The 17592-nt window shown below is 71.3% G+C and carries 14 protein-coding genes; 7 read left to right on the forward strand and 7 right to left on the reverse strand.

Annotated elements, in window-relative coordinates; translation table 11 throughout:
- Window position 1: 1 nt before the first annotated feature.
- The 5 genes from AB0D53_RS30005 to AB0D53_RS30025 form a co-directional block, all read right to left on the reverse strand.
- Window positions 2–859, reverse strand: a complete 858-nt coding sequence (locus AB0D53_RS30005; RefSeq protein ID WP_362452181.1) for an amidohydrolase family protein — start codon at window positions 857–859, stop codon at window positions 2–4.
- A gap of 1 nt (window position 860) precedes the next feature.
- Window positions 861–1172: an L-rhamnose mutarotase gene (locus tag AB0D53_RS30010; RefSeq protein ID WP_362452182.1), complete on the reverse strand. Its 312-nt coding sequence runs from the start codon at window positions 1170–1172 to the stop codon at window positions 861–863.
- A 1-nt stretch (window position 1173) separates the two neighbouring features.
- Window positions 1174–2157: an aldo/keto reductase gene (locus tag AB0D53_RS30015; protein WP_362452184.1), complete on the reverse strand. Its 984-nt coding sequence runs from the start codon at window positions 2155–2157 to the stop codon at window positions 1174–1176.
- Window positions 2158–2302: 145 nt separating this feature from the next.
- A complete protein-coding gene (locus tag AB0D53_RS30020) occupies window positions 2303–3691 on the reverse strand; it encodes a wax ester/triacylglycerol synthase family O-acyltransferase (RefSeq protein WP_362452185.1) in 1389 nt (462 codons plus the stop codon).
- Window positions 3692–3816: 125 nt separating this feature from the next.
- Window positions 3817–5883, reverse strand: a complete 2067-nt coding sequence (locus tag AB0D53_RS30025) for a SpoIIE family protein phosphatase (protein WP_362452186.1) — start codon at window positions 5881–5883, stop codon at window positions 3817–3819.
- 268 nt (window positions 5884–6151) lie between these two features.
- Between AB0D53_RS30025 and AB0D53_RS30030 the strand changes: the two genes are divergently transcribed.
- The gene (locus tag AB0D53_RS30030) at window positions 6152–7519 is read left to right on the forward strand and encodes an FAD-dependent oxidoreductase (protein WP_362452188.1); all 1368 of its coding nucleotides are present in this window, start codon (window positions 6152–6154) and stop codon (window positions 7517–7519) included.
- 99 nt (window positions 7520–7618) lie between these two features.
- Here AB0D53_RS30030 and AB0D53_RS30035 read toward each other — a convergent pair whose 3' ends face one another.
- Window positions 7619–8671, reverse strand: coding sequence for a chitinase (locus tag AB0D53_RS30035; protein ID WP_362452266.1), 1053 nt, complete (start codon window positions 8669–8671; stop codon window positions 7619–7621).
- A 405-nt stretch (window positions 8672–9076) separates the two neighbouring features.
- Here AB0D53_RS30035 and AB0D53_RS30040 point away from each other — a divergent pair, with 405 nt between their 5' ends.
- The 6 genes from AB0D53_RS30040 to AB0D53_RS30065 all read left to right on the forward strand — a co-directional run bounded on the left by AB0D53_RS30040 (window position 9077) and on the right by AB0D53_RS30065 (window position 15215).
- Window positions 9077–10126, forward strand: a complete 1050-nt coding sequence (locus AB0D53_RS30040; protein ID WP_362452190.1) for an iron-siderophore ABC transporter substrate-binding protein — start codon at window positions 9077–9079, stop codon at window positions 10124–10126.
- A gap of 16 nt (window positions 10127–10142) precedes the next feature.
- On the forward strand, window positions 10143–11180 hold the full coding sequence (locus AB0D53_RS30045) for an iron ABC transporter permease (protein WP_362452191.1): 1038 nt from the start codon (window positions 10143–10145) through the stop codon (window positions 11178–11180).
- Window positions 11177–12241, forward strand: a complete 1065-nt coding sequence (locus tag AB0D53_RS30050) for an iron chelate uptake ABC transporter family permease subunit (RefSeq protein ID WP_362452192.1) — start codon at window positions 11177–11179, stop codon at window positions 12239–12241. Before AB0D53_RS30045 ends, AB0D53_RS30050 begins: the two co-directional genes overlap by 4 nt.
- A 136-nt stretch (window positions 12242–12377) precedes the next feature.
- Window positions 12378–13226, forward strand: a complete 849-nt coding sequence (locus AB0D53_RS30055) for a YndJ family protein (RefSeq protein ID WP_362452193.1) — start codon at window positions 12378–12380, stop codon at window positions 13224–13226.
- Window positions 13223–13741: a DUF1990 domain-containing protein gene (locus AB0D53_RS30060; protein WP_362452194.1), complete on the forward strand. Its 519-nt coding sequence runs from the start codon at window positions 13223–13225 to the stop codon at window positions 13739–13741. Before AB0D53_RS30055 ends, AB0D53_RS30060 begins: the two co-directional genes overlap by 4 nt.
- A 37-nt stretch (window positions 13742–13778) precedes the next feature.
- The gene (locus tag AB0D53_RS30065; protein WP_362452195.1) at window positions 13779–15215 is read left to right on the forward strand and encodes a lipase maturation factor family protein; all 1437 of its coding nucleotides are present in this window, start codon (window positions 13779–13781) and stop codon (window positions 15213–15215) included.
- On the opposite strand, the gene AB0D53_RS30070 is transcribed toward AB0D53_RS30065, so the two are convergent.
- Window positions 15193–17556: an alpha-L-fucosidase gene (locus AB0D53_RS30070; protein ID WP_362452196.1), complete on the reverse strand. Its 2364-nt coding sequence runs from the start codon at window positions 17554–17556 to the stop codon at window positions 15193–15195. The two genes, AB0D53_RS30065 and AB0D53_RS30070, sit on opposite strands and share 23 nt — an antisense overlap.
- Window positions 17557–17592 lie beyond the last annotated feature (36 nt).

Below are 17592 nucleotides of genomic sequence, written 5' to 3' on the forward strand. Positions count from 1 at the left end.
CCTACCGGAGGCCGTAGACCCGCTCGGCCGTGGTGGCCAGGACCCGGGCGCGTTCGTCTGCGCCGAGGGCGCCGGTCAGGGCGCGGGCCGTGTCGAGCACCTCCTCGTACGTCGCCGCGAGCCGGCACACGGGCCAGTCCGAGCCGAACATGAGCCGGTCGGGGCCGAAGGCGTCGAGGACTGTGTCCGCGTACGGGCGCAGGTCGCTCACGGTCCAGGAGCGCGGATCGGCCTCGGTGACCAGTCCGGAGAGCTTGCAGACGGTGTTGGGGCGGGCGGCCAGCGCCCTGATGTCGTCCGCCCAGGGACGCAGCCCGCCGGCGGCGACGGGTGGCTTGCCGGCGTGGTCGAGCACGAAGGTCAGCTCGGGCAGCAGCGCGGCGGCCTGGACGGTGGCGGGGAGTTGGCGGGCCTGGACGACGAGGTCGTAGACGAGCCCGGCGTCGGCGACGGCACGCAGTCCGCGCCGCACGTCGGGGCGCAGCAGCCAGGCGGGGTCGGGTTCGCCCTGGACCTGGTGGCGGATGCCGACGAGCCGGTCGCCGCCGGGGAGCTCGCGCAGCGCGGCCAGTGTGCCGGCGACGTCGGGGGCCGTGAGGTCGCACCAGCCGACGACGCCCGCGACGAGGTCGCTGTCCTGGGCGAGGGCCAGGAACTCGGGGGTCTCCTCCGCGACCGTGACGGTCTGGACGAGGACGGTGGCCCGCACCCCGGCTGCGCGCGCCTCGGGCTCCAGGTCGGCCAGGGTGAAATCACGCCGGAGCGGGGCGAGTTCGTCGCCGGTGATCCAGTCCTGGTTGCGTACCGACAGGTCCCACACATGGTGGTGGGCGTCGACGATCCGTTCCTGCCCGGCCATGTCACAGCTCCCAGGCGACCGGGAGACCGGCTGCGGCGCCGTCGGCCGAGTAGTCGTGCGCCACGTCGAGCAGTTCGTCCATCCGGGCCTGCCAGGCCACGTTGACGGGGAGCTGCTCCAGTTCCGCCAGGAGCGCGGCGTAGTCCTCGCAGTCGATGACGTGGAAGAGATCGGTGCCGCTGCGCCAGATCGTCCAGGACGTGGCGCCCGCGGCGCGGATCGCGGCGGTGAGCTCCGCCGGGACCTCGCGGTGCGCGGCCTCGTACTCCTCGATGCGGTCGGCGCGGACCTTGGTGTGCAGCGCGATTCTCATGTCAGTGTCCGTTCTCGGTCAGCAGGCCCTCGGTGCGCAGCTCGTCCCAGAGCTCGTCCGGGATCTCGCGGCGGAGCAGGGCGGCGGCGTCGCGCACCTCGTCCGGGGAGCGGGTGCCCACGAGCACTCCGGCGACGGCCGGGTGCGCGAGCGGGTAGTGGAGCGCTGCGGCCCGCAGCGGGACGCCGTGTCCCTCCGTGACGGCCTTGATGCGCAGGGCCCGGTCCAGGAGCGAGAGGGGCGCGGCCGTGTAGTCGTACGTGGCACCGGGGCGCGGGTCGGCGAGCAGGCCTGAATTGAAGACCCCTCCGACGACCACGCTGCGGCCGCGGGCGGCCGCCTCGGGCAGCAGTTCGTCGAGTGCGGACTGGTCGAGGAGGGTGTAGCGCCCGGCGCAGAGCACCACGTCGACATCGGTGTCGCGCAGGAACCGGGTCAGCATCCCGGTCTGGTTCATCCCTGCGCCGATGGCTCCCACGACGCCCTGGGCACGCAGCTCCTCCAGCGCGGGGTAGGCCTCGTGGAAGGCGGCCCGCGCGTGGTCGTCCGGGTCGTGCAGATAGGCGATGTCGATGCGGTCGAGGCCGAGGCGTTCCAGGCTGTCCTCGATGCTGCGGCGTACGCCGTCGGCGCTGAAGTCCCAGCGCCGGCGGTGGGTGGCGGGCACGACGAAGCCCTCGGAGAGTCCGCCGGGGCCGTCCCCGGAGCCGCCGGGCAGCGGGTCGAGCACCCGCCCCACCTTGGTGGACAGCACGTACGAGTCGCGGGGCCGGGATCGCAGGGCCTCGCCCAGCCGCCGTTCGGAGAGGCCGAGTCCGTAGTGCGGCGCGGTGTCGAAGTAGCGGACGCCCTCGTCCCAGGCGGCGTCGACGGCGGCGGCGGCCCGCGCCGGTTCGACGGCGGTGAAGAGATTGCCGATGGCGGCCGCCCCGAAGGACAGCTCGGTCACCTCGACCGCGCTGCTTCCCAGTCTTCTGCGCCGCATGCTTCCGCCGCCCTCCCCGATGATCGCTTCCTGCACACAGCGAATATTCATCGGATCACTTGGGTGCGTCAACACCTCGGGCGCCACCGATTGCGGCACTCTCTCGGAAATATGTCCGATCTATGACCGATCAGGCGTCGGCCGCTCAGCGGATCGGCAGCAGCGCGAGCAGCTCCGCCACCTCTTCGCCGGCACAGCGCGCCAGCCGTTCCAGATCGGGCAGCGCCTTGCCGTCGGCCACCAGCCCGACCCGCACCCGGCCGCCGTAGGTGGACAGCGCCACCGCGAGGGCCTGGCCGCGGGCCAGCGGCGCCATCGGGTAGACGGCCCGCAGCGGGCAGCCGCCGAGCGAGAGCGCCGAGCGCGGCAGGGGCACGTTGGTGACCAGGACGTCGAAGAGCATCCTGGCCGCGTTCCCGGCCAGCGGGGCCCCGAAGCGATGGGCCAGCGAGGGCAGTTGGTCGGCGAGCACCGCGACCGCCCCGGCGCCGCGGAGGGGACCCGCGGCCTTGTTGCGGTCCATGTCGGTGCGCACACGGCCGAGCCGCTTCCACGGATCGGGTTCGCCGACCGGGAGCCCGAGCAGATAGGCGGAGAGCCTGTTCCCGGTCGCCGCGCCCTGGCCCGGCCTGCGGCGGGAGACCGGGACCAGGGCGCGCGGGTCCTCGTCGGGCAGCGCCTCGCCGCGCTCCCGCATCCAGCGGCGCAGCGCGCCGGCGACGATCGCGAGCAGCACGTCATTGGTGGTGCCGCCCGCGGCGCGGCGGATCCGCTGGACGGCTTCGAGGTCCAGGTCCGCGGTGGCCAGCCGCCGGGTGCCGCTGGAGCTCGCGGTGAGCGCGGGCGCGCCGCGCGGGTCGAGGCGGCTGGCCCGCACCATGGAGGCACCGACACCGAACGCCCGCCCGAGATCCTCGATCCGGCCGAGCGCGAGGCCGGCCACCTGGCGCGGGCCCGGCATCCACGAGCGGGGCGGGACCGTGCGCGCCCGGCGTGCGGACGCCCCGGCCCGGGCACGGCCGGCGGCGGCGATCTCGTCGAAGATCCCGGCACCGATGGCGACCGCGCGCATTCCGTCGGCCAGTGCGTGGTGAAGCTTGACGAGCACCGCGAAGGGGCCGCCGTCGGCGCCGCCGATCACGTACATCTGCCAGGGCGGCAGGCCCCGTTCGAGGGGCCTCTCCATCAGTTCACCGGCGAGCCGGGTGGCGCCCGCCATGAATGCCCCGCCCTCGTCCCGCGACTCCGCGCCGGTCAGCCGTACCCGCCGGACGTGCCGGTGGACATCGAAGTCCTTGTCCACGAACCACGCCGCGCCGCCGACCGGCAGCAGTACATCCCTGACCCGCATCCGCAGCCGGGGAATGGCGGCGGCACGGGTGCCCAGCAGTTCGAGCACGGCCTCCGCGCCGGCGCCGTGCGCCGGACCGGGGGCCGGGGAGAAGACGGCGAGTGCGCCGAGATGCATCGGGTGGGCATCGGATTCGAGGTGCCAGAAGGCCAGATCGAGCGGTGCCAGCAGATCGGTTCCCAACGGGTCCTCATGTCCTCGAAGACAAAGAAAGACTGACGGAGTCGCAGTCAATCGCTCGCGATCGGTTACGGTCAAGTACAGACATGTTACGTTCTGTTACTGTCGGGTAGATAAGCGTGTTTCTGTCACTCGTGTGCAGGGATGACGAATTCGCACCACACGCACTTGCCGCTGCCCCGGGATTCCACGCCCCACAGGTCCGCCAGCCGGTCCACCAGCATCAGCCCCCGCCCCGACACTCCGGCCTCGCCCGCGTCCCGGCGCCTGGGCAGCGCGCTGGAGCGGTCCTCGACGTCGACCCGCAGCCGTCGCTCGGGGCCGGTGAGCACCCGGATCGTGACGATGGCCCCGCCGTCGGTGTGCATGAGCGCGTTGGTGATCAGCTCGTCGGCGGCCAGCTCGACCTCGTCGGCCCGCGCCTTGGCGCCCCAGGCCCGTACCGCGGCCCGGATCATGTGGCGCGCGGAGCTCAGCGCCTCCGGGTCGCTCTGTGCGACATGCTGCTGGAGCCGGCCGCCGGGCTGAGGGGCGTGGGCGGCCTTGCGGCGCAACAGCAGGACCGCGACATCGTCCTCGCCGCCGCGCTCGTCGACCTCCTCGCAGAGCCGGTCGGCCAGCCGCTGAAGGTCCTGCGGACCGTTGCGCACCATGGCCGTCAGCAGCTGCATGCCCTCGTCGAGGTCGGCGCCCGGCAGCTCCACGAGACCGTCGGTGAACAGCACCAGGGTCTGGCCGGGGTCCAGCTCCACCGTGCTGACCGGGTACTCGAGCCGCCCGAACTCGGCCGAGAGTCCCAGCGGCAGCCCGCCCTCCGCGGGCAGCCTGCGGCAGTTTCCGTCGCTCTCGCGCACCAGCGGATCGACATGGCCGGCCCGGACCAGCTGGACCACCCCGGTCGTCAGGTCGACCTCGGCGTAGGTGCAGGTCGCGAAGCGTTCCGTGTCCAGCTCGTGCAGGAAGACCGAGGCCCGCGCCATCACCGTGGCCGGGCTGTGCCCCTCGGCCGCGTAGGCCCGCAGCACGATGCGCAGCTGCCCCATCACGGCCGCGGCATGGGTGTCGTGGCCCTGCACGTCCCCGATGACGGCCCCGACCCGGCCGCCGGGAAGCGGGATGACGTCGTACCAGTCGCCCCCGATGTCGCGGCCCAGCCGTGCCGATCGGTACCTGACAGCGATCTGCGCCCCCGGTACGTCCGGGATCCTGCGCGGCAGCATGGCCTGCTGGAGGCCCTCGGCGAGGTCGTGCTCCTGCTCGTACAGCATGGCCCGCTGCAGGCTCTGCGCGATGGAGCTGCCGAGCGCGACCAGGAGATTGCGTTCGTCGCCGGTGAAGCCGCCCTTGTCGCTGTAGAGCAGGCCGAGCGCGCCGATGGGCCGGGCCTGGGCGATCAGCGGCAGGTAGGCGGCCGAGGTGATGCCGAGGTGGCTGATGTGGGGCCACAGGATCGGGTACGAGGTGGCGAAGTCCGTGGCGGACTCGATGAAGCGGGGCGAGAGTGTGCGTACGACCTCGCTCATCGGGTACTGCTCGTCCGTCCGGGTGTACCGGGTGCCGGGCACGAACGAGTCCTCCGGGCCGTCGGCCACCAGATGGATGCGTCCGGCCTCCATCAGCCCCATCACCAGGCTGGTCGCCCCGAGGTGCGCCAGGCCCTGGGAGTTCTTCAGCACCTCGATGACGTCGCCGACGGTGCGGGCGTGGGCCAGTGCGGCGGTGGTGCCGTCGACCAGGCTGGTGCGGCGGCGCCGCTGCTGGTCCAGTTCGTGGCGGGCGGTGGAGTCGGCCAGTTCCTGCGTCGCGTCGCGGACGATGCCGATGATGCGGTGCGGGCGGCCGGTCCCGTCCCGCCGGATGAAGCCCTGGGTATGGGTCCAGCGCAGGCCGCCGTCTCGCCGCCTGATCCTGAAGTACGCCCCGTAATTGCTCTGCCCGCTCTTGAGCGCCTGCGCGACCATGGTGTCGAGGCGCACGCCCTCGTCCGGCGGCACCCGGCGCGCGAGCGACTCCGGCCGGTCGTCGTACTCGTCCGCCCGCAGGTCGAACACGTCGAGCGCGGGACGGTCCATGTGCATGAGGCCGCTGTCGAGGTCCCAGTCGAAGCTGCCCATACGGTTCAGGGCGAGGCTGAGATCCGGGTGGGCGGGCCAGTCGTCCGGGAGTGACAGGGCACCCGCTACCCGATCATCCATGTGGGTCACTCTGCCATCATTTGTCCGATTCTTCGAGCGAGCCCCGCACGCTTGGGCGAATCGTCTCCGCACCACCCGGGTGGCGACCCATCGCATTCCGGGGGCGGGACGACGGACCGGACGGCGGGACCGGATGTCTCGCAGGGCGAACCGCCCCGAGGTCTCTGGCGGGCAACGGATAACGTGTCCCGGGGAGCACGGTAAGCCCAGCCTTACCTTTACCCTGAGCTGCACTGCCCGCATCAGCCGTTCTAAGGACCAGCACCTGATGACCCGCCCCGTCCGTGTCGCCATAGTCGGAGCCGGCCCCGCCGGCATCTACGCGGCGGACGCGCTGCTGAAATCCGAGGCCGCCCAGGACCCGGGGGTTTCGATCGACCTGTTCGAGCGGATGCCCGCCCCCTTCGGTCTGATCCGTTACGGAGTGGCTCCGGACCACCCCCGGATCAAGGGCATCGTCCAGGCACTCCACCAGGTTCTCGACAAGCCGCAGCTGCGGCTGTTCGGCAACGTCGACTACCCCGACGACATCGGCCTGGACGATCTGCGGTCCTTCTACGACGCCGTGATCTTCTCCACCGGCGCCGACGCGGACCGCGCGCTCGACATCCCCGGCAGCGACCTGGACGGCTCCCACGGCGCCGCGGAGTTCGTCTCCTGGTACGACGGCCACCCCGACGTGGCGCGCACCTGGCCGCTGGAGGCGGAGAAGGTCGCCGTGCTCGGCGTGGGCAATGTGGCCCTGGACGTGGCCCGCATCCTCGCCAAGACCGCGGACGAGCTGCTGCCGACCGAGATTCCCGCCAACGTCCACGAGGGCCTCAAGGCCAACAAGGCCCTTGAGGTGCACGTCTTCGGGCGCCGCGGCCCCGCGCAGGCCAAGTTCAGCCCGATGGAGCTGCGCGAGCTGGACCACTCGCCGAACATCGAGGTCATCGTCAACCCCGAGGACATCGACTACGACGCGGGTTCGATCGAGACCCGGCGCGGCAACAAGCAGGCCAACATGGTCGCCTCCACGCTGGAGAACTGGGCCATCCGCGATGCCGGCGACCGGCCGCACAAGCTGTTCCTGCACTTCTTCGAGTCCCCGGCGGAGATCCTGGGCGAGGACGGCCGGGTCGTCGGCCTGCGCACCGAGCGGACCGAGCTGGACGGCACCGGCAACGTCAAGGGCACCGGGAACTTCACCGACTGGGACGTGCAGAGCGTCTACCGCGCGGTCGGCTACTACTCGCAGGAACTCCCCAAGCTCCCGTTCGACGTGGTCTCCGGCACGGTTCCGCACGCGGCGGGACGGGTCGTCGACGGCGGGGAGCACATGCCCTCGGTCTACGTCACGGGCTGGATCAAGCGCGGTCCGATCGGCCTGATCGGCCACACCAAGGGCGACGCCAACGAGACCGTGGCCTGCCTGCTGGAGGACCGGGCCGAGGGCCGGCTGCCCGCCCCGGTCCGGCCCGAGCCGGAGGCCGTCACCGCCTTCCTGGAGGAGCGCGGCGTCCGGTACACCACCCGCGAGGGCTGGCACCGCCTGGACGCGCACGAGAAGGCCCTGGGCGCCGAGCAGGGGCGCGAGCGCATCAAGGTCGTGGAGCGCGACGCCATGCTGGACGCCTCCGAGCCCCGTTCCTGACCGTACGGCGCACCTTCCGCCCGGCCGTCGTCACGGCCGGGCGGAAGGGCCCGAGGGCGGCTCCGTCCACCTCGGCCGAGCCGCCCGGTCCCCGGAGCCTCAGCGGCCCTGGAGCGCCTTGACGTTGTCCCCGAAGGTCCACCCCTTCGAGCCGTCCCAGTTGAGTGACCAGGTCATCAGGCCCTTGAGCGCGCCTCCGTAGTGGTTCCAGGCCTGCGACACCTGACCCGGCGACATGTGACCGCCGCCCGCTCCCGGCTGGGCGGGCAGTCCCGGGACCTGCTTGTCGTAGGGCACCTTGATCGTGGCGCCCTGGACGACGAGCCCCTTGTCGAGACAGTCCGTCTGGGCGGTGAACCCCTCGACCGTGCCCGCGGAGTACGAGTCGCCGGCACACCCGTACATGCTGCCGTTGTAGTACTGCATGTTCAGCCACCACAGGCGGCCGTTGTCGGCGTACTTCTTCACGATGGGCAGGTACGCGCCCCAGATCGAGCCGTACGTGATGCTCCCGCCGGTGACATAGGCGGTCTCCGGGGCCATCGTCAGCCCGAAGTTCGAGGGCATCCGGGCGAGTACGCCGTCGATGATGCGGATGAGGTTGGACTGGGAGGCCGACAGCTGGTTGATGTTGCCGCTGCCGGTCAGCCCGGTCTCGATGTCGATGTCGATGCCGTCGAAGTTGTACTTCTTGAGGATCGGCACCACGGTCTCGACGAACCGGTCGGCGACCGCGCTGGAGCTCAGGTCGATGCCCGCGGCCGCGCCCCCGATGGACATCAGGGTGGTGAGTCCGGACGCCTTCGCAGCGCACATCTCGGCGGGGGTCGGAACCTTCACGGTGGAGTCCATCCCGTCCTCCCACAGGACGGTGCCGTCCGAGAGGATGACGGGGAAGGCCGCGTTGATCACGTTGTAGCCGTGCTGGGCGATGCGGCTGTCGGTGACCGGGATCCAGCCGAGCGGCGGGTGCACACCGTTCGACGCCCCGTCCCAGTTCTCCCAGTACCCCTGGAGCACCTTCCCGGCGGGCTTCGACTTGACCGCGCAGGTCTCGTCCTGGGCGGTGCTCGGCGTTGCGCCGACCAGCATCTGTACGACACAAGCCGCCGCGAGGCCGACCCCCAGCAGGCGCGATGTCCGACCGAACATGCTCATTTCCCTTCCTGTCGCGGCCGGGCGCCGGGGCGGTGCGGATGCCCGAAGCGGCCCGGCGCAGGGCGAGTTGGCGCGTGAATGGCATGCCCCTGACAACCCCAGGCGGAATGCGGTCTCGCATTTCACGGCTCGCCACACGCTAGGGAGGACCGGACCTTCCGTCAATAGGTCTGGACCAAAGAAGCCCCCCGGACACACCGGCCGGCATCGGCACGACGCCGGAGCCGGACGCGCACACCGGGGGCCGGTTGTCGCTGCACAAAGGCTTAGCTTAGGCTTGCCTAACTCCTTGCGATCTGCACCGGGGCCGCCCGTCGTATCCGTACGGCCGTCCCTTCGGCATGCCCTCACGCGGTCGCGGGGTCCTGCCGCTCCATCCGTCAAGCATGAGGAACATCCATGTCCCGGTTCACCCGCGCGCGTCGCCGGACGCTCGCCGCAACTGCCGCCGCCGCAGCCCTCGTTCTCGCCCTCGGCGGCTGCTCGTCGAGCGACGACGGCAAGGAGACCTCCGGCGCCTCCGGGAAGAACAGCGGCGCGTTCCCCGTCTCCATCAAGAGCGCGCTCGGCACCGCGGAGATCAAGGAGCAGCCCGAACGGGTCGTCACCCTCGGCCAGGGCTCGGCCGAGACCGCCATCGCACTCGGCCACACCCCGGTGGGCATCGAGAAGTACGAGTGGGGCAGCGACAGGACGGGCTATCTGCCCTGGATCCACGAGGCGGTGAAGAAGTCCGGCGACAAGCTGCCGACCCAGTTCACGGGCGGTGAGGACATCGACTTCGAGGCCATCACCGAGCTGGAGCCGGATGTCATCCTCGCGCCGTGGTCCGGGATCACGAAGAAGGACTACGACATCCTCAAGGACATCGCCCCCACCGTCGCCTACCCCGATCTGGCGTGGAGCACGGACTGGGACCAGCAGATCGACATCATCGGCAAGGCGCTGGGACAGACGGACGAGGCCGAGGGCCTCGTCTCGAAGATCGAGAAGCAGCTGTCCGACGCCGCGGCGACCCGGCCGGACTACAAGAAGTACACGTTCTCGTACATCTACAACACCGGCCCCGGCACCCTCGGCGTGTTCAAGCCCGAGGAGCAGCGCGTCAAGATGCTCACCTCGCTCGGCCTCACCGTCGACCCGGTGGTGAACTCCTTCAAGGAGACCAAGGGCACCGACTCGGCGCTCATCGGCCTGGAGAACGCCGAGAAGCTGAAGGACAGCGATCTGCTCTTCACCTTCTACATGGATGACAAGGCCCGCAAGGAGATCGAGGCCCAGCCGCTGTACGCGGCGATGCCCGCGGTCAGGAGCGGCGCCATGGTGTACAGCAACGACAACTCCTTCGTCACGGCCTCCTCCATCATCAACCCGCTCACCGTGCCGTGGGTGATCGACCGTTACCTGCCGCTGATCGACAAGGCCGTCAAGGCCGCCGACAACGGCTGATCCGGCCACCACCCACATGGCCACCACCACGCACGCACCGCCGAGCGGTGCCGGCACCTCACGGGCCGGCACCGCTCGGCGGGTGTCCCTCCTCGTCATCGCACTCGTCGTCCTCGTGCTCGCCGTGTTCGCGAGCATCATGTTCGGCAGCCGGACCACCTCGTTCGGCGATGTGCTGGACGTGCTGTCCAAGACCGCCGACCCCAATGTCACCACCATCGTCGAGAGCCGGTATCCGCGGACCGCGCTCGGTCTGCTCGCCGGCCTCTGCCTGGCCGTCGCGGGCACGCTCATGCAGGGCGTGACCCGCAACCCGCTGGCCGATCCGGGCCTCCTCGGGATCAACGCGGGCGCCTCCGCGAGCATCGTCGCCGCGACGGCGTTCCTCGGGGCGGCAGGCAGCACGGAGACCATGTGGTGGGCGCTGCCCGGTGCCCTGATCGCCGGTCTGCTCGTCCATGCGATCGGATCGGCGGGGTCGGGCAGCGGGCTGGTGCGGCTGGTGCTCGCCGGTGCGGTGCTCTCCGCCGTGCTGATGGCGTTCATCCAGGCGGTGACCCTGAGCCGTCCGAAGGTGTTCGACAGCTACCGGTACTGGGTCGTCGGTGCGCTCGGCGGAAGGGACTTCGACGTCCTGTGGTCGGTCCTGCCGTTCGCCCTGACCGGCCTGGTGCTGGCCGCGGTGCTCGGTCCCGGCCTCAACGCGCTCGCCCTCGGGGACTCGACGGCGGCGTCCCTGGGGGCCCGCCCGGGGCTGGTGCGGGCGGGCGGGCTGTTCTCGGCCACGCTGCTCAGCGCGGCGGCCACGGCCGCGGTCGGCCCGATCGCCTTCGTCGGACTGGCCGTTCCGCATGTGGTGCGGGCGCTGGTCGGGGTCGACTTCCGGATGCAGATCCTCTTCTCGGCGCTGACCGGCCCGGCGCTGCTGCTCCTGGCGGATGTCGTGGGGCGGGTGGTGATGCGCCCGCAGGAGCTGATGGTCGGTGTCGTGACGGCGTTCATCGGGGCGCCCGCACTGCTCATTGCCGTACGCAGGATGAGGGGCAACTCATGACGTCGCATCACACCGGAATCCGCACCGCGTCGCCGAGAAAGGTCCTGACGGTCGGGGGGCGAGTGGCCCTGCCGGTCCGGCGGGTGTCCGTACTGACGGCGCTCGTACTGTTCGTACTGCTGGTGGCGGGCTCCGTCGCCACGCTCTCGCTCGGGCGGCTGGGCATTCCGCTCGCCGATCTGGCCGGGGCGGTGACCGGCGGGGCCGAGGGCAAGAACGCCTTCGTGATCGAACGGCTGCGCGGGCCGCGTCTGGTGGTCGCCGTGGGCACCGGCGGGGCGCTCGGGCTCTCCGGGGCGCTGTTCCAGTCCGTCACCCGCAATCCTCTCGGCAGCCCCGATGTGATCGGGCTGGCCTCCGGCGCCGGAGCGGGTGCCGCGATCGCCGCGCTGCTGTTCCCGGACACCGTGCCGGTGGCGCTCGGCGCGCTGCTCGGCGCCTTGCTCGCCATGGTGCTCGTCCACGTGTCGACCGGCACCGGATTCCGCAACCCGGCCCGGCTGGTCGTCGCGGGCATCGGGGTCGCCGCGATCGGCACCGCGATCACCCAGTACGTCGTCTACGCCATGGAGCGGGACCGGGCCGCCGTGCTCACCGCCTATGTCAACGGCAGCCTGTCGGCACGGTCCTGGGAGGACGCCACCACGATCTGGCTGGTCCTGCTGGCCGTTGCCCCGCTCACCGCGCTGATCGCGCGGCGGCTGTCCATCGGGGAGATGGGCGACGACATCGCGGGCGCGCTCGGATCGGAGCCCCGGAACACGAAGACCATCGCCGTGGTCCTCGCCATCGTGCTCTCCGCCGGCGCCGTCGGTGTGGCCGGGCCCATCGCGTTCATCGCGCTCACGGCACCGCAGATCGCCAAGCGGATCACCGGGGCGTCCGGCCCTCATCTGGCGCTGTCGGCGCTGACCGGCGCGCTGCTGCTGGTACTCGCGGATCTCTGCGCCCAGCAGCTGCCGCTCTTCGACAACCTGCCCGTCGGCATCTACACCATGGCCATCGGGGGTGTGTACCTCGGCTGTCTGCTGATACGGGAGTGGCGCCGGGGAGTCCTGTGACGTCCGGCACCGGACTACGCCCCGCTGCGGCTCGACCCGGCACATACATTCCGCACGGCCCTTCTTGAACGCGTTCAAGAAGGGCCGTACAGTCATCCCCGAACGCACTTGAACACGTTCAATTCAGGGGGTCGTGATGTCGGTACTGGTCGGTCTGACCGTGATGCTGGGCATGCTGGTGGTGGTCCCGGTGGGGCTGCGGCTGGCCGGTGCACCCGAACTGGACCGGATGCGCCGCTGGTGGCCGCTGTTCGCCGTCCCGGGCGCCGTGGCCCTGTGGCTGCCACGCGGCGGCCCGGCCACCGCCCTGGCGGCCTGCTACGCGCTCGGGGCCGCGCTCCTCGCCCTGCACGCGCTGCCCCGGCTGCTCCTGCTGCGCAGTCTCCCGACGTCCCGGGCACCCGCCGAGATCGCTCTGCTCACCGCCCTGGTCACGCCGTCGATCGCCGCTGCGGCCCTCGTGGCCGAACGCGCGGGGCACCCCCTCCTCGGCTTCGGGCCGGGCATCCTCGCGCTGACCGTGCCGCACTTCCACTTCGCCGGATTCGCCGCAGCGCTGGTCTCCGGGCTCGTCTGCCGGACCACCGACAGCCGTGCGGGGAGGTTCGCCGCGCTGAGCGTGCCGCTGGGCACCCTGCTCGTCCTGATCGGCTACTTCATCGGGGACCGGGCCGAACTGGCCGGCGCGGTCGTGCTGACCGCCGGGATGTGGACCGTCGCCCTTCTCACCTGGCGCTCGATCCGCGGCCGGAACCGCGACCGGATCACCCGGGCGCTGCTCGCCGTCTCGTCCGCCGTGCTCGCCGTCACCATGGTGCTCGCGCTGAGCTGGGCGCTCGGTGAGGCCACCGGACTCCCCCACCCGACACTGACCTGGATGGCCGCCACCCACGGCGTCGGGAACGCGCTGGGCTTCGCGCTCTGCTCGCTGCTCGCCTGGCGCAGGCTCCAGAACCGCACCGACCACGAAGGCAGGACCGCATGACCGCATTCACCTACCCCGAGGTCGGCTCCACCCGCCTCGGCCCGCTCCCCGACGGGTACCACCACCTCCACCACCGGACCCGGGTCGGCCGCGGCCGGGCCGACTTCGAGGCCGCCGGAGCCGCCGTCACCGGCTGGCGCATGCACCGCACCTCCGGGGCCGGGGTCCGGGCGTCGGCCGACCGCGCGGAGGCCGGAGTCTCCGTCCGGGTGTCGCTCGGCATCGGACCGTTCCGGTTCAACGCCCCCTGCCGCGTCGTCTGGGCGGCGTACGAGAAGGACCTCGTCGGATTCGCCTACGGAACGGTCGACGGACACCCCGAATGCGGCGAGGAGTCCTTCGTGGTGGAGTCGGCCGACGACGGGACGGTGTGGTTCACCGTCACGGCGTTCAGCCGCCCGGCCGCCTGGTACACCCGCCTCGCGGGCCCGCTCGTGCCGATGGCCCAGCGGTGGTACGCCCGGCGGCTCGGAGCCGCACTGCGCCGGATCGTCGCCGGGGCCGCGCGGGGCTGAAGGGCTGAGCGGAGCCGACGGGCCGATACTGGAAGCGATGGAGTGGTTCACCGCAGACGGGTACTGGCTCAGCCGGCTGGTCTTCCAGCGGGCTCTCGCGGCTGTGTACCTGGTCGCCTTTCTCGCCGCCGCGCTCCAGTTCCGGGCGCTGATCGGCGAGCGCGGCATGCTGCCCGTACCCGACTTCCTGCGGCGTACGGACTGGCGCAGCGCACCCGGACTCTTCCGGCTCCACTACAGCGACCGCTTCTTCGCCCTGGTCTCCTGGGGCGGCTGCGCGATCGCCGTCGCCCTGCTCGCGGGTGCGGACTCGTACCTTCCGCTCTGGGCGGCGATGGTGCTCTGGGCGCTGCCCTGGGCGCTGTATCTGTCGATCGTCCAGGTCGGCCAGACCTGGTACGGCTTCGGCTGGGAATCGCTGCTGCTGGAGACCGGATTCCTCGCCGTCTTTCTCGGCAACGCGCACACGGCTCCGCCGGTCCTGGTGCTGTGGCTGCTGCGCTGGGTGCTGTTCCGGGTCGAGTTCGGTGCGGGGCTGATCAAGATCCGCGGAGACGAGTGCTGGCGCAGGCTGACGTGTCTGTACTTCCACCACGAGACGCAGCCGATGCCGGGGCCGCTGAGCTGGTTCTTCCACCGGCTGCCGAAGCCCGTGCACCGGGCCGAGGTGGCGGCCAACCATGTCACCCAACTGCTGGTTCCGGTGCTCCTGTTCACTCCGCAGCCGGTGGCGAGCGCGGCCGCGGGGCTGATGATCGTCACCCAGCTCTGGCTGGTCTTCTCGGGGAACTTCGCCTGGCTGAACTGGCTGACGATCACCCTGGCCCTGTCCGCCGTCGACTGGTCGCTGTTCACCGCGCCCCCCGCCCAGTCCGCGCCGCCGCTCTGGTACGAGATCGTCGTCCTTGCGGTGACCGCGCTGGTCGTGTTCCTCAGCTACCGCCCGGCACGCAATCTGGTCTCCCGCCGCCAGGTGATGAACCGCTCGTTCGACCCGCTGCACCTGGTCAACACCTATGGCGCGTTCGGCAGCATCAGCCGGGTCCGGCTGGAGGTGGTGGTCGAGGGCACGGACGAGGAGGTGCTCCACGACGGCACCGTCTGGCGGGAGTACGGCTTCCGCGGCAAACCGGGCGATCCGCGCCGGATGCCCCGCCAGTTCGCCCCGTACCATCTGCGGCTGGACTGGCTGATGTGGTTCGCGGCGCTGTCCCCCGCGTACGCCCGCCCCTGGTTCGGCCCGTTCGTGGAGCGGCTGCTGGAGAACGACCGGGACACTCTGCGGCTGCTGCGTCACAACCCGTTCCCCGACGCTCCGCCCGCGCACGTCCGCGCCAGGGTGTACCGCTACCGGTACACGTCCTGGCGCGAACTGCGGGCCACCGGGCGCTGGTGGCACCGCACCTATGTGCGGGACTTCATGCGCCCCGCCTCGCTCGGCCCCTCCTGGATCAGTCCGACCAGGCGATCTTGAACACCCAGGCGTGCCGCCCGGTGCTGCGGGCCGCCGCCGGTACGTCGATCACCAGCGAGCCGCCCCGGACCCGCCAGTTGAGCGGCCGGTCGTGACCGAGCAGGGTGATCCGGTCGCCGCCACGGACCGGCACCGGTGCCTCGACGGTGAGGGTCGCGCCCGGCCGTACCAGGGAATGGATGTAGAACGCCCGGTTCGGCCGCAGCGTGAACCGCAGATCCTCGCCGAGCTGCGGCATCCGTGACCAGTAGGTGGTGTCGTAGATCGCCTCCCCGTTGGTCTTCAGCCACTGGCCCGTCTCGCGCAGCCTGCGCTGCATGATGCCGGGGATCGTGCCGTCGGCCCTGGGCCCGATGTCGAGCAGGAAGTTGCCGTTCTTGGAGACGATGTCGACGAGCGAGTGCACGATCTCCTCGGCGGTCATGTACTTCTCGTCCGGCGTCTGGGCGTTGTAGCCGTAGCTGTACGGATCGAGGCCGCGGCTGGACTCCCATTTGGCGGTGACGATCTGGTCGTACGTCGTGTACTCGGGCGTGGTGAAGTCGTGCGGGCCGATCCCGGAGCGGTTGTTGACGGTGACCTCGACCGGGCGGGCCCGGTTCTTGGCATGGTTGAAGTACTCGGCCAGCACCCGGTGGCTGTCGTTGTCGCCGCCGATGTCGCACCAGAGGATCTCGGGGCCGTACCGGTGGATCAGCTCCAGCATCTGCGGGCCCTGGAACTCGGTGACATAGTCCTTCCCCGCCGTGTGGCCGGTGTACGGGACGGGCTCCAGGGTGTAGGGATTGCGCGGTGCGTGGCCCATCCACGGGTGGTCGGGGTTGAACCACTCGGGCATGGAGAAGTACAGCCCGGGGTGGAGTTCGGGGGTGTAGCGGCGCGAGGCGTCGAAGAGCTCCTTGACCAGGTCGCGCCCGGGCCCCATCTTCACCGAGTTGCGGTCCGAGAGCTTGGTGTCCCAGAGCGCGAAACCCTCGTGGTGCTTCGAGGTGAGGACGTGGTACTGGGCGCCGGCGTCCCGGAACAGCTCCACCCAGGAGCGTGGGTCGAAGCGTTCGGCGCGGAACCGCGGGATGAAGTCGTCGTAGGCGAAGGACTCGCCGTAGGTCTCGCGGTGGTGGGCATAGGTGGGGTTGTCGGGGTCCTGCATCTGGCTCCAGTACCACTCGGCGTACTGGGTGCCGACCGGCGCCCAGGCGGGCACCGAGTAGACCCCCCAGTGGATGAAGATCCCGAACTTCGCCTCCTGGAACCAGTACGGCGCCTGATGGGTGGCAAGGGAGTCGTCCGTCGGCGCGTAGTCGGGGACACCGAGGGTGAGGGAGCGCCGGACGGTGGCCGCCCGCGCTCCGCGTCCACGCGCGACAACGTCGCCTTCCCGGGCGGTGCCGGGCGCGGTGCCGGATCCGCTGCGGATGCCGATGCGGACGCGGGCCTGCTCGCCGGGGGCGAGGCGGCTGACCCGGGCGGGCTCGACGGTACGGGCCCCCGGCACGTCCACGGAGAGGGTGAGACCGTCGGCGGCAAGGATGCCGACCGTGCCCGCGTTCACGACGGTGGCCTCGACGCTCTGGGCGCCGGAGTCCAGCAACGAGGTCGTGGAGTGGGCGTCGCGCAGCGACAACGCCCTTCCCTGGGCGGCCGGCTGGAGCGAGAGCGCGAAGATGTGCAGGGACGGCTTGCCCGCCTCGGCGGGCCGGGTGGTGGGCAGGGTGAGCGCGACGGCCTCCCGGCCCGGGTCGAAGGCGATCTCGCTGACGGCGATGGACACCTGGTGCGGATCCTTGGCGCCGTCGGCCGTGTAGCGGTACGGGGCGGTGAGGGCGCCGCTGCCGCCGTACCAGTCGGGCCCGCCGAGCAGCGGGGTCGTCGTGGTGCCGTCGGCGTAGTGGACCGTGGCCCTGCCGGACGCGTCGCCATAGCTGCACGAGGTGAGGAAGAGCCCGGAGAGATAGCGGCCGGGCGGCAGGCCGATGCGCTGGCCGAGGGCGACGACGTTGTTCTTGGCGCCCGCCGCGGAGCCGGGGAAGAGGAAGGCGGTGCCGCCGATCTCCCGTTCCCCGGCCGGGAGTTCCTCGCCCGGGAAGGTGTAGCCGGAGCCGTCGAAGTCACCGCCGCGGGCGTCGGCGGTGTCGATGCCGTCGTTGTCGAACCACTGGTCGAGGGGCACGGGCACGGCGGCGGGTACGATGCCCCACTCCCCCTCGTCGGTGCCTGCTCCGGTGCGCGGGGCGGCCCGGGGGTGCGGGGCCGCATCGGCGGTGGCGGGGGTGAGCAGGGCGGCGCCGACTGCCGCCCCTGCCGTCATTCCGAGTACATGGCGTCTGGGAAGTTCGGTCATGACGTCCGATGATTGGAGCGCGGAGCGAACCTGTCA

The sequence above is a fragment of the Streptomyces sp. NPDC048295 genome (assembly GCF_040652135.1).
Lineage (GTDB): Bacteria > Actinomycetota > Actinomycetes > Streptomycetales > Streptomycetaceae > Streptomyces.

What these genes read in the sequence shown, in the direction of transcription:
- AB0D53_RS30005 (WP_362452181.1), bottom strand. Translation starts at nt 859, where the DNA reads ATGGCCGGGCAGGAACGGATCGTCGACGCCCACCACCATGTGTGGGAC.
- AB0D53_RS30010 (WP_362452182.1), bottom strand. Translation starts at nt 1,172, where the DNA reads ATGAGAATCGCGCTGCACACCAAGGTCCGCGCCGACCGCATCGAGGAG.
- AB0D53_RS30015 (WP_362452184.1), bottom strand. Translation starts at nt 2,157, where the DNA reads ATGCGGCGCAGAAGACTGGGAAGCAGCGCGGTCGAGGTGACCGAGCTG.
- AB0D53_RS30025 (WP_362452186.1), bottom strand. Translation starts at nt 5,883, where the DNA reads ATGGATGATCGGGTAGCGGGTGCCCTGTCACTCCCGGACGACTGGCCC.
- AB0D53_RS30030 (WP_362452188.1), top strand. Translation starts at nt 6,152, where the DNA reads ATGACCCGCCCCGTCCGTGTCGCCATAGTCGGAGCCGGCCCCGCCGGC.
- AB0D53_RS30035 (WP_362452266.1), bottom strand. Translation starts at nt 8,671, where the DNA reads ATGTTCGGTCGGACATCGCGCCTGCTGGGGGTCGGCCTCGCGGCGGCT.
- AB0D53_RS30040 (WP_362452190.1), top strand. Translation starts at nt 9,077, where the DNA reads ATGTCCCGGTTCACCCGCGCGCGTCGCCGGACGCTCGCCGCAACTGCC.
- AB0D53_RS30045 (WP_362452191.1), top strand. Translation starts at nt 10,143, where the DNA reads ATGGCCACCACCACGCACGCACCGCCGAGCGGTGCCGGCACCTCACGG.
- AB0D53_RS30050 (WP_362452192.1), top strand. Translation starts at nt 11,177, where the DNA reads ATGACGTCGCATCACACCGGAATCCGCACCGCGTCGCCGAGAAAGGTC.
- AB0D53_RS30055 (WP_362452193.1), top strand. Translation starts at nt 12,378, where the DNA reads ATGTCGGTACTGGTCGGTCTGACCGTGATGCTGGGCATGCTGGTGGTG.
- AB0D53_RS30060 (WP_362452194.1), top strand. Translation starts at nt 13,223, where the DNA reads ATGACCGCATTCACCTACCCCGAGGTCGGCTCCACCCGCCTCGGCCCG.
- AB0D53_RS30065 (WP_362452195.1), top strand. Translation starts at nt 13,779, where the DNA reads ATGGAGTGGTTCACCGCAGACGGGTACTGGCTCAGCCGGCTGGTCTTC.
- AB0D53_RS30070 (WP_362452196.1), bottom strand. Translation starts at nt 17,556, where the DNA reads ATGACCGAACTTCCCAGACGCCATGTACTCGGAATGACGGCAGGGGCG.